The sequence below is a fragment of the Sandarakinorhabdus sp. genome (assembly GCF_041689835.1).
GTDB lineage: Bacteria > Pseudomonadota > Alphaproteobacteria > Sphingomonadales > Sphingomonadaceae > Sandarakinorhabdus.
Map to the genome: position 1 here is coordinate 1 of NZ_JBDNFM010000010.1, position 10615 is coordinate 10615.

Consider the following 10615-nt stretch of genomic DNA (forward strand, 5'->3'; position numbering starts at 1 on the left):
CGCCAACCTGCCGAGGCTGGTCTCGGTGGGTCGGCTGGACCTGACAAGCGAGGGGCTGCTGTTGCTGACCAACGACGGCGCCTTGGCGCGCAAGCTGGAACTGCCCGCTAATGGCTGGATCCGCCGCTACCGCGCCAGGGTGCATGGCCCTGTGGATGAAGGCGGACTCGCCGCCTTGGCCCGCGGGATCACCGTGGAGGGTCTGAAATATGGCCCGATCGAGGCCGGGCTCGACAGCCGTCGAGGCGCGAATGCCTGGCTGACCGTCAGCATCCACGAAGGCAAGAATCGCGAAGTGCGCCGCGTGCTCGAACATATCGGGCTGCAGGTGAACCGGCTGATCCGCGTTGCCTATGGCCCTATTGGCCTCGATGATCTGCCGCCGCGCATGGCCGATGAAATCCCCGAATCCGATGTGGCCCTGCTCAAGTCGATGCTGAAGGCTTCGAAATCGGAAAAACGCTGATGCGTTCGATCAAATGAGGGTCGTCTCGGGCCGCTGGCGTGGCCGCGCGCTCATTGCACCGCCGGGCGAATCCACCCGCCCGACCAGCGACCGCGCCCGCGAAGCCATCTTCTCCATGCTCACCAGCCGGCTCGGCGGCTTTGACGGGCTGGACGTTCTTGATCTGTTTGCCGGCACCGGCGCACTGGGCATCGAGGCACTATCCCGCGGCGCCGGCACCGCCTGCTTCATCGACAATGATGCCGCTGCGGCCAAAGCGATCAAAGCCAATCTCGCTGCAATGGGCGCCGCCGGCGATGTGCGGCAAAGCCCGGTCGCCAGCCTCGGCACGGCCCTGCGCTCGCACCACCTCGTCTTCCTCGATCCGCCCTATGGCCTTGGCCTCGCCGATCCGGCGCTCAGCCATCTGCACGCACGCGGCTGGATTGCGCCTGGTGCCATCATCAGCGTGGAAACCGCCGCCGCCGACACATTGGCATGCGAGTGGGAGCTTCTGGTCGAACGCCGCTTCGGCAAGGCACTCGTCCGCCTGCTGCGCGCACCCTGACTTCCCCTTCCCCCTGCGGGAGAGGGAACTACTCAGCTCTGTCCCGCGCGCGGGGATAGCTGCCGATGATCTTCACCCAGTTGGTGAAGAAGGCCAGTTCCTCCAGCGCGCGCTGTACCGACGGCTGGGCTGGCGAGCCTTCGATTTCGGCGTAGAATTCGGCCTGCGAAAACTTGCCGTCGCGCAGGTACGATTCCAGCTTGGTCATGTTGACGCCGTTGGTGGCAAACCCGCCCAGCGCCTTGAACAGCGCGGCGGGCACCGATCGCACCTCGAAATTGAAACTGGTCATCGCCGGCAGGCCAAGCGGCGGCGTCACCGGCTCACGCGACAGCACCACAAAACGGGTGGTGTTGTGATCTTCATCCTCCACGCCTTCAGCCAGGATATTCAGCCCATAAAGCTCGCCCGCCAGCCGGCTGGCAATGGCGCCCACGCTGGCATCGCCTTCGCCGGCCACGGCCGCAGCGCCAGCGGCGGTATCGAAATATTGCACCGGCGCAATGCCCCACGCGCGCAAATGGCGGCGCACCTGGCCCAATGCCTGCGGGTGGCTTTTCACCTCGCGCAGGGCCGCCTTGTCCGCCAGCCCCAGCAGGCAGTGCCGCACCCGCACGAAATGTTCGCCAATGATGCTCAACCCGGATTCGGGCAGAAGGAAATGGATATCCGCCACGCGGCCGTGCAGGCTGTTTTCGATGGGGATCATCGCCGCCCCGGCGCGGCCGGCCTGCACCGCCTCGATCGCGTCTTCAAAACCAGCGCACGGCAGCGGCAGGCGATCGGGAAAGGCTTCGCGCACGGCCTGATGGCTGTAGGCACCGGGCGCGCCCTGAAAGGCCACGGCCCGATCCGGCATCGCAGCGGCGGCCGCCACCATGCGATCAACCAGAACTTGGGCCAGGGGCGGATAGCTGCTCGTCATCTGCGTTCGTTATGATAGTGCGCTGCAACAAGCAAATGCTTGCGGGCCGGCGCACAATTGCCTAATCGCAGCCCAAACAAGGCGCAGGCAGGGCTAATCCCCAAACAGCCCCTGCGCCGCAGTGGAGCCTCGCCGTGGACAGCTTTGAGTGGAACAAGATTTTCGGCGGCGTGCTGGCAGGCCTGGTCGCCGTGCTGGGCGTATCGATCATCAGTGACATGACATACACCCGCCATGTGCCAGAAAAGCCCGGCTATGAAGTCGCTGGCGCCGAAGAAGCCCCGGCCGAAGGCGCCCCCGCCGCCGAAGCCGAAAAGCCCGCTGCCTTCTATCTGGCCAGCGCCGATGTCGCCAAAGGCGAAGCCGTGTTCAAGAAATGCGCGGCCTGCCACAATGCACTGCCCGGCGGCACCAACGGCACCGGCCCCAATCTGCACGGTGTGGTTGGCGGCCCAATGGCAGCCAAGGCCGGCTTCAGTTATTCCGAAGCGTTGGGCGGCATGAAGGGCAAGAATTGGGATTGGGACAATCTGTGGGGTTGGCTCAAGAGCCCCAAAGCCTTCGCAGCCGGCAACAAGATGAGCTTTGCCGGCATCAACAAACCCGAAGACCGCGCCGCCGTGATCGCCTGGCTCAACAGCCAAAGCGCCAGCCCGCTCCCCCTGCCCGCCGCTCCGGCCGAAGAAGCCCCGACAGTGGCCGAAGCTGAAGCCGCGCCGACAGCGGAAACCGCAGACGCTGCACCAGCCAAATAAGCTGGTTCCAACATTAAAAAGGGGCGGCACCCAGTTTTGGATGCAGCCCCTTTTTTGTGTCTGGGGCTACGTGCTCAAAGGCCGTAATGCGCCTTCACGATGGCCCAGCCTTCTTCCGCGGTTTCAACAAAGTGGAACAGGTCAAGATCGGCAGGGGCAATCACGCCTTCTTCGGCCAGCGCTTCGAAATTCACCACGCGGTTCCAGAATTCGCGGCCGTACAGCAGGATCGGCAGCGGCGCGACCTTGCCGGTTTGCACCAGCGTGAGCAGCTCGAAAAACTCGTCGAAAGTGCCGAAACCGCCGGGGAACACCGCCACCGCCTTGGCGCGCATCAGGAAATGCATCTTGCGCAGGGCGAAATAGTGGAACTGAAACGACAGGCCGGGCGTGACATAGGGGTTGGGCACCTGTTCGTGGGGCAGCACGATGTTCATGCCCAATGATGGCGCGCCGGCTTCCCAGGCACCGCGGTTGGCGGCTTCCATGATCGAAGGGCCGCCGCCCGAACACACGGTGAAACACCGCTCCCCATCCTTGCAGAAATTGGAGACCTGCACCGCCAGTTCGCGCGCCACATCGTAATAATGCGCGTTGCGGGCCAGGCGCTGCGCCACCGCCTTGCGTTCTGGCGTGTCTGCGGCTGCGACCAGTGCCGGCGCTTCTTCGGGTGACGGGATTCGCGCCGAGCCGTAAAACACGAACGTGCTGTGAATATCGGCCTCGGCCAGCAGCACTTCGGGTTTCATCAGTTCCAACTGGAACCGCACCGGGCGCAGATCTTCACGCAACAGGAAATCGGCATCCTGAAACGCCAGGCGATAGGCGGGATGCTCCGTCTGCGGCACGGCGGTAGGCGCATTGCCCAGCCGCGCGTCTTCCTGCGCTGTGGGGAAAATGCGTTCGGGAACGGTGGGGGGAACCGGAGATGTCATGTCATACTCTTTGCAAAACGGACGCGGGGCGTAAAGCAGCGGCGCCGGCTTGTCACGCCTGCTTGCCCAACTGCAACAGCGCGGTGGCCTCGCCCACGCTGTGATAACGGCCGCCCATATCATCGTGCAGATGGGCGTGGGTGGGGATGTGGAACAGGCCGAGATCAAGGCTTTGCAGGCAAATTTCGGCAGCGCGTTCGGGCAGGATGATGCCCATGTCCGCCGGCCAGCGCGCCGGATCGTCGCCCAGCCCGGCCGCCGTGAGACCGGTGTAAACCCCGCCCGGCAGCAGCACGTGCACATCCAGCGGCTTGCCGGCGTTGCGGCATTCGGTTGCCAGCCATTCCGCCAGGATCAGCACGCCATGCTTTGATGCCGCATACAGCCCGTTGCCGAAATTCTGGATCGACGGCGGCAGCGACAGGCTGTTTTCCGAACCCGTGATCACGATCCGCGCCCGCCAGCCGCCGGCTTCGGCCGCGCGTACCAACGCCTGTGCCAGCCGGGTTGGCCCCAGCATGTTGATCTCCCACAGCCGGGCCAGGCCGGGATCATCCAGATCGGCCTTCAACAGCCGGCGCGTGTGGCCGATGCCGGCATTGGCAAACACCGCATCAAGCCGGCCGTGGCGGGCAACCAGTTCCTCCACCGCTGCCGGCCCGGCGCTGCCATCGGCCAGATCGAGCGCCAGCGCCTCGCCGGCGCAAACTGCGGCCGTTTCGGCGGCGCCGTCAGCATTTATGTCAGCCGCCGTCACCAATGCGCCGCGCGCCGCCAACAAAACCGCCAGCGCCCGCCCGATTCCACTGGCTGCACCGGTGATCAGCACGCGCTGCCCCGTCCAGTCGATCATCCACAGTTTCCTTTTCGTCTGCGCATTGACGAGACGCCATCGCCGATGCGACGTCAACCGCAGCGCCATCGTTGTTGCCCTGATGCCTGCGGAGTGATCCCCATGTTCGACCGCCGCCAGTTGATCGGCGCCCTGCCTGCTCTGGTGGCAGCCCCGGCCCTCGCCGGCGCTGACCGTTTTGCCGCCCTGCGCCGCGCCATCGCGCAGATCGAGCGCAGTGCCGGCGGTCCGATCGGCATCGCCCTCATCGATACGCACACAGGCGACGGCTTCAACCACCGCGCAAACAACCGTTTTCCGCTGTGCTCAACGTTCAAGCTGCTGCTGGCTGCACGCCTGCTGCACGGGGCAGACAGCCGAGAATGGGCGATGAACGATCGCCTGCCGGTGACCCAGGCCAACATGCTGTTCAACGCACCCTTCACGCAAAAGCGCGTCGGCGGCAGCGCCAGCCTGCTGGAACTGGCCGAGGCAATGGCCGTCCTCTCCGACAATCCTGCCGCCAACATCGCCGTCGCCCATATCGGCGGCCCGGCCGCGCTCACGCGCTGGCTGCGCGCCGGCGGCGACGACGTGACCCGCCTTGACCGGGTGGAGCCGGATATGAACAATGAAACTCCCGGCGATCCGCGCGACACCACGACGCCGGCCGCCATGCTGGCCACCTGCCGCAGATTGGCCGAAGGCCGCATTCTGTCGCCAGCCGCGCGGGCGCAACTTTTTGCCTGGATGGCGGCCAGCCGCACCGCCGATACCATGATCCGCGCAGCGCTGCCGCCGGGCTGGCAAGAGGCCAACAAGACCGGCGCCGGCAGTTGGCGCGCGCGCAATATCGTATCGGTCATCACCCCGCCGGGCCGCAAGCCGATCTGGCTTGCCGCCTATCTGTTCGCTGCGAAATCGGAACTGGAAGAACGCAACCGTCAGTTCGTGCCGCTGGGCCGGGCGATTGTCGATTCGGTCGCTTGAACCGCCGCCAACCCCTCATGGTAAAGCCAAAACCGCTTGACCCTCCTCCGATAATCCCTATCCCCGGTGGCGGGCCACGCGGTCCCAACGCCGCGCGCGCTCTCTGTGAGGAGAGAATATGACTGATCGACCTTCCGCGCTTCCGGCGCGTCCGCATTTTTCGTCCGGTCCCTGCGCCAAGCGCCCTGGATGGACAGCCAGCAATCTCAAAACCGATTCGCTCGGCCGCTCGCATCGGTCCAAGATCGGCAAGGCGCGCCTAAAACACGCCATCGACCTGACCCGTAAAATCCTTGGCGTGCCCGATACGCACCGCATCGGCATCGTGCCCGCCAGCGACACCGGCGCCTATGAAATGGCGATGTGGACAATGCTGGGCGCCCGCCCCGTCACTGCCATGGCCTGGGAAAGTTTCGGCGAAGGCTGGGTCACCGATGCCGTCAAGCAGCTGAAATTGAACCCCACGGTCATCACCGCGCCTTATGGCGAGCTGCCCGATCTGAGCGCCGTGGATTTCAGCCAAGACGTCCTGTTCACCGCCAACGGCACCACCTCGGGCGTCCGCGTTCCGAACTATGATTGGGTGCCCGCCACCCGCGAAGGCCTCACTTTCGTCGACGCCACCAGCGCCGTGTTCGCGCAAGACGTTGATTGGGCCAAAGCCGATGTGCTCACCTACAGCTGGCAGAAAGTGCTGGGCGGCGAAGGCGGCCACGGCATCCTGATCCTCGGCCCCCGCGCCGTCGAGCGCCTCGAAAGCTACACGCCGGCGTGGCCGCTGCCCAAGATCTTCCGCCTCGTCTCCAAGGGCAAGCTGACCGAAGGCATCTTCGCCGGTGAAACCATCAACACACCGTCGATGCTGGCCGTCGAGGATTATATCGACGCGCTGGAATGGGCGGACGGCCTTGGCGGGCTCGACACCCTGAAAGCCCGCGCCAACGCCAACGCCGCCGCGCTCGATGCCTGGGTGCAGTCGCGCCCGTGGGTCGAACATCTCGCCAAGGATGCCGCCTCACGGTCGAACACGTCGGTCTGCCTCGTCCTGCCTGATTTGGCGGAGGACAAGGTGAAGGCCATGGTCAGCTGCCTCGAAAAGGAAAAGGCCGCCTACGACATCGGCGCCTACCGCGACGCGCCGACCGGCCTGCGCATCTGGTGCGGTGCCACGGTGGATACCGCCGACGTGGTCGCACTTACTCACTGGCTCGACTGGGCATACGCGCAGGTCACTGCGGCCTGACACTCAACTCCCCTTCCCGTCAGGAGAGGGGGTGTGGCCGTGCCACGTGTGCCGCCTTATCCCGATTACAGCCCGTTTCCCAACAGCCCCACCCCCAACCCCTTCCCTGAAGGAGAGGGGAACTGGAGACCCCCCATGCCCAACACCCCGCCCCGCGTCCTCATCTCCGATCAAATGTCTCCCAAGGCCGCCGAAATCTTTCGTGCGCGCGGTATCGAGGTCGATGAAATCACCGGCCTGTCAAAGGACGATCTGGTCAAGATCATCGGCAACTATGACGGCCTCGCCATCCGTTCCTCCACCAAGGTCACCAAGGAGGTGCTCGCCGCAGCCACCAACCTCAAAGTTGTCGGCCGCGCCGGCATCGGGGTGGACAATGTCGATATCCCCGCCGCCTCCGCGCTGGGTGTCGTCGTCATGAACACCCCCTTCGGCAACAGCATCACCACCGCCGAACACGCCATCGCCCTGATGTTCGCGCTCGCCCGCCAATTGCCCGAAGCCGATGCCTCCACCCAGGCCGGCAAGTGGGAAAAGAACCGCTTCATGGGCGTCGAAGTCACCGCCAAAACGCTGGGGCTCATCGGCGCCGGCAACATCGGCAGCATCGTCGCCGATCGCGCGCTGGGCCTGAAAATGAAGGTGATCGCCTATGATCCCTTCCTCACCCCCGAACGCGCCGAGCATATGGGCGTGACCAAGGTGACGCTGGATGAACTGCTCGCCGGCGCCGATTTCATCAGCCTGCACACGCCGCTGACCGACAGCACGCGCAACATCCTCAGCCGCGAAAACCTGCTCAAGGCCAAGCCGGGCGTCCGCATCGTCAACTGCGCGCGCGGCGGACTGATCGACGAAGTGGCATTGAAGGAACTGCTCGATTCCGGCCACATCGCCGGCGCTGCGCTTGATGTGTTCGTGGAGGAACCAGCCAAGGCCTCGCCCTTGTTCGGCACGCCCAACTTTGTTTCCACGCCGCATCTTGGCGCCTCCACCGACGAAGCGCAGGTGAATGTCGCCATCCAGGTCGCCGAGCAGCTTTCGGATTTCCTGCTCACTGGCGGCGTCACCAACGCGCTCAACATGCCGTCGCTGTCGGCCGAAGAAGCTCCGCGGTTGAGGCCATACATGGCGCTGGCCGAACGGCTTGGCAGCCTGGTCGGCCAGCTCGACAATGAAGGCATCAAATCGGTGCGCGTCGAAGTCGAAGGCGCCGCCGCGCAGCTCAACCTCAAGCCGATCACCGCCGCCGTGCTCGCCGGGCTGATGCGCACGCATTCGGACACGGTCAACATGGTCAACGCACCCTATCTGGCGCGCGAACGCGAGATCGATATCGCCGAAGTGCGCCACGACCGCGAGACCGATTATCACACGCTGCTGCGCGTGACGGTGGGCACCGCCAGCGGCCCGCGCACCGTTGCCGGCACGCTGTTCGGCAACAGCAAGCCGCGCCTGACCGAAATCTTCGGCATCACGGTCGAAGCCGATCTGGCCGGCGACATGCTGTACATCGTCAACGAAGACAAACCGGGCTTCATCGGCCGCCTGGGCACCGCGCTGGGCGGCGGCGACGTCAACATCGGCACCTTCCACCTTGGACGCCGCGATTCCAGTGACGAAGCCGTGCTGCTGCTCAGCGTGGACAATGCCATCCCCAATGCGCTGCTCACCACCATCCGCGCCCTGCCTGGCGTAAAAGTGGCCAGCGCGTTGCGGTTTGTGTGAGCAGCCCTTCTCCCCTCCCCTTCAGGGGAGGGGCCGGGGGTGGGGGTGGGGAAGTGCCGGCTCTGGCCCGTGCCTCGACAAGCCCCCTCCCCTTGCCCGCCCACCCCCAACCGGCTAACCCGCAGCCCATGACGAGTTTCGGCCTCCTCCCTGAAGGATTGCGCGATCGGCTGCCGCCGCAGGCGCAGGCGCTGGCCAATCTGGTTCGCACCCTCACCGATGTCTGCGCCGCGCACGGCTATGAACGCGTGGCGCCGCCACTGGTAGAATATGAAGCCAGCCTGGCCGGCGGCAGCAGTCGCGAACGCCTGCGTTTCACCGATCCCGTGTCCCAGATGACACTGGCACTGCGCTCCGATATCACGGGCCAGGTCGGCCGCATCGCCGTCACCCGGCTGGCTGCCCAAGCCCGCCCCATCCGCCTGATGTACGCCGGCCCCGTGCTGCGCGTGCGCGGCGACCAGCTTTCGCCGGAACGCGAACGCACGCAGGCCGGCGCCGAATTGATCGGCAGCAACAGCCCCGCCGCCGCCGCCGAAGTGCTCGCCGTCGCGGTCGAGGCGCTCACCGCCGCCGGTCTTGCCGGGCTGTCCGTCGATCTGACCATGCCGACGCTGGTTGGCGATCTCGCCGCGGCCGGCTGGCCATTGGGCAACGCGTCACTGGGCCAAGTGCAGGCCTGGCTGGACGGCAAGGATATCGGCGCCCTGCGTGCAGCGGGGGCCGATGCCTTCGTGCCGCTGATTGCCGCAGCTGGCCCGGTGCAGGCGGCGCTGCCGGCGCTCAAGCAGCTTGATCTGCCGGATGCGGTTCTGGTGCGATTGGATGCGATTGCCGGGCTGGCCCGCAGTCTGGACGGCATTTCCGTCACCCTCGATCCCACTGAACGACACGGTTTCGAATATCAGACCTGGCTGGGCTTTTCACTGTTCGGCGCCGGCCTGATGGCCGAAGTTGGCCGCGGCGGCGCCTATCTGGTGGCGCATGCCGATGGCCGGCAGGAAACCGCGGTGGGCTTTTCGCTGTATGTTGATGGCCTTGTTGATATGGGGCTGGGGCAGGAGGCACGAATGCGCGTGCTGTTGCCGCCGGGAACGCCCGCCGATGTTGGCCCGGCGTTGCGCGGGCAAGGCTGGATCACGGTAGCGGCGCTGGACGCCAGCAGCGATACAAATGCACTGAATTGCAGCCATGTCTGGACCGATGGCGCCGTACGACCGGCGAGCATTGCCCTGTAATGAGCTGGACACTGCGTTTCGGGGTAAACCGCGCCGACGCGGAAAATCTGCCTGATCTGTTCGATCTGATGGATGATCCGCCCACGTTGAATGTGGAGGAGCCCGATCCCTCAAAGCCCGATGAGTGGGTGCTGACCGCCTATTTTGCCGATGCACCGTCTGTTGATGCCACCACGCTGATTTGCGGGCTGTTCCCATCGGCTTACGATATCGTCGTGGCCGAACTGGCTGAAGCGGATTGGACGACCATGTCGCAGCTTGGGCTGGAACCCGTGCGGGCCGGGCGTTTCATCGTGCACACGGCCGATCACGCCGATGCGGTACGGATGAGTGACTGGCCCTTGCGCATCGAGGCCGGCCTGGCCTTTGGCACCGGCCAGCATGCCACCACCCACGGCTGCCTGGCGGCGCTGGTGCGGCTGGGCAAGGCGCATCGTTACAACAATATTGCCGATATCGGCACCGGTACCGGCGTGCTGGCGATGGCGGCGCTGCAGGCCAACCGCGCGGCGCGGGCGATCGCCAGCGATATCGATCCAATCGCCATCGACGTCGCGGCGGAAAATCTGGCGCTGAACCATTTTGTCGCGGGTGCATGTTCTGGTCGCATGGCTCTGGTCGTTGCAACGGGGCTTTCCGCTCCCGCTCTGCGCGGACGGGCGCCCTATGATCTGGTACTGGCCAATATCATGGCGCCGCCATTGATTGCGCTGGCGCGGGATTTGTCAGCCGTGATTGCGCCCGGTGGGCACTTGGTGCTGGCTGGACTGCTCGACCGGCAACAACGCGCCGTGGCCAATGCCTATCTCCGGCACGGGATGGTCCCGGCCGGTGCGATGGATCGTCAGGCCGAATGGCCTTGCCTCGTTTTGGTCAAGAAACGACGCCCATAAAAGGGGTTACCCCCTGTCCCCGCGCTTTACAGCGCGTGGAACAGGCGGGCTTCGACCACGGCC

11 protein-coding genes are annotated in these 10615 nt (G+C 65.3%); 8 read left to right on the forward strand and 3 right to left on the reverse strand.

Features of this window, described 5'->3' with window-relative positions; translation table 11 throughout:
* The coding region (locus ACESL8_RS00385) for a pseudouridine synthase (protein WP_372914742.1) at positions 1-466 on the forward strand (466 nt) is incomplete at its 5' end.
* A gap of 13 nt (positions 467-479) precedes the next feature.
* A complete protein-coding gene (gene rsmD, locus ACESL8_RS00390) occupies positions 480-1013 on the forward strand; it encodes a 16S rRNA (guanine(966)-N(2))-methyltransferase RsmD (protein ID WP_372914744.1) in 534 nt (177 codons plus the stop codon).
* A 28-nt stretch (positions 1014-1041) separates the two neighbouring features.
* Here rsmD and ACESL8_RS00395 read toward each other — a convergent pair whose 3' ends face one another.
* Positions 1042-1938 carry a prephenate dehydratase gene (locus ACESL8_RS00395; RefSeq protein WP_372914746.1) on the reverse strand — a complete coding sequence of 299 codons (897 nt, stop codon included), beginning with the start codon at positions 1936-1938 and terminating at the stop codon, positions 1042-1044.
* Positions 1939-2072: 134 nt separating this feature from the next.
* Between ACESL8_RS00395 and ACESL8_RS00400 the strand changes: the two genes are divergently transcribed.
* Positions 2073-2693, forward strand: a complete 621-nt coding sequence (locus ACESL8_RS00400; RefSeq protein ID WP_372914748.1) for a cytochrome c family protein — start codon at positions 2073-2075, stop codon at positions 2691-2693.
* Between the two features lie 74 nt (positions 2694-2767).
* On the opposite strand, the gene ACESL8_RS00405 is transcribed toward ACESL8_RS00400, so the two are convergent.
* Together ACESL8_RS00405 and ACESL8_RS00410 are read right to left on the reverse strand one after the other, a co-directional pair.
* Positions 2768-3628: a TIGR00730 family Rossman fold protein gene (locus tag ACESL8_RS00405; protein WP_372914750.1), complete on the reverse strand. Its 861-nt coding sequence runs from the start codon at positions 3626-3628 to the stop codon at positions 2768-2770.
* A 52-nt stretch (positions 3629-3680) separates the two neighbouring features.
* Positions 3681-4481: an SDR family NAD(P)-dependent oxidoreductase gene (locus ACESL8_RS00410; RefSeq protein ID WP_372914752.1), complete on the reverse strand. Its 801-nt coding sequence runs from the start codon at positions 4479-4481 to the stop codon at positions 3681-3683.
* Between the two features lie 102 nt (positions 4482-4583).
* On the opposite strand from ACESL8_RS00410, the gene bla reads away from it, so the two are divergent.
* The 5 genes from bla (at position 4584) to ACESL8_RS00435 (ending at position 10552) form a co-directional block, all read left to right on the forward strand.
* Positions 4584-5450 carry a class A beta-lactamase gene (gene bla, locus ACESL8_RS00415; RefSeq protein WP_372914754.1) on the forward strand — a complete coding sequence of 289 codons (867 nt, stop codon included), beginning with the start codon at positions 4584-4586 and terminating at the stop codon, positions 5448-5450.
* Between the two features lie 118 nt (positions 5451-5568).
* Positions 5569-6693 (forward strand): phosphoserine transaminase, encoded by a 1125-nt coding sequence (locus ACESL8_RS00420; RefSeq protein ID WP_372914756.1) that lies wholly within the window; start codon positions 5569-5571, stop codon positions 6691-6693.
* A 135-nt stretch (positions 6694-6828) separates the two neighbouring features.
* The gene (gene serA / locus ACESL8_RS00425; RefSeq protein ID WP_372914758.1) at positions 6829-8421 is read left to right on the forward strand and encodes a phosphoglycerate dehydrogenase; all 1593 of its coding nucleotides are present in this window, start codon (positions 6829-6831) and stop codon (positions 8419-8421) included.
* 128 nt (positions 8422-8549) lie between these two features.
* Positions 8550-9659: an ATP phosphoribosyltransferase regulatory subunit gene (locus ACESL8_RS00430; RefSeq protein WP_372914760.1), complete on the forward strand. Its 1110-nt coding sequence runs from the start codon at positions 8550-8552 to the stop codon at positions 9657-9659.
* The gene (locus ACESL8_RS00435; RefSeq protein WP_372914762.1) at positions 9659-10552 is read left to right on the forward strand and encodes a 50S ribosomal protein L11 methyltransferase; all 894 of its coding nucleotides are present in this window, start codon (positions 9659-9661) and stop codon (positions 10550-10552) included. Before ACESL8_RS00430 ends, ACESL8_RS00435 begins: the two co-directional genes overlap by 1 nt.
* The last annotated feature ends 63 nt before the right edge of the window (positions 10553-10615 follow it).

Bases quoted from the DNA above. Each gene is read 5' to 3' on its own strand.
- rsmD (WP_372914744.1), top strand. From the start codon at position 480: ATGAGGGTCGTCTCGGGCCGCTGGCGTGGCCGCGCGCTCATTGCACCG.
- ACESL8_RS00395 (WP_372914746.1), bottom strand. From the start codon at position 1,938: ATGACGAGCAGCTATCCGCCCCTGGCCCAAGTTCTGGTTGATCGCATG.
- ACESL8_RS00405 (WP_372914750.1), bottom strand. From the start codon at position 3,628: ATGACATCTCCGGTTCCCCCCACCGTTCCCGAACGCATTTTCCCCACA.
- ACESL8_RS00410 (WP_372914752.1), bottom strand. From the start codon at position 4,481: ATGATCGACTGGACGGGGCAGCGCGTGCTGATCACCGGTGCAGCCAGT.
- bla (WP_372914754.1), top strand. From the start codon at position 4,584: ATGTTCGACCGCCGCCAGTTGATCGGCGCCCTGCCTGCTCTGGTGGCA.
- ACESL8_RS00420 (WP_372914756.1), top strand. From the start codon at position 5,569: ATGACTGATCGACCTTCCGCGCTTCCGGCGCGTCCGCATTTTTCGTCC.
- serA (WP_372914758.1), top strand. From the start codon at position 6,829: ATGCCCAACACCCCGCCCCGCGTCCTCATCTCCGATCAAATGTCTCCC.
- ACESL8_RS00430 (WP_372914760.1), top strand. From the start codon at position 8,550: ATGACGAGTTTCGGCCTCCTCCCTGAAGGATTGCGCGATCGGCTGCCG.
- ACESL8_RS00435 (WP_372914762.1), top strand. From the start codon at position 9,659: ATGAGCTGGACACTGCGTTTCGGGGTAAACCGCGCCGACGCGGAAAAT.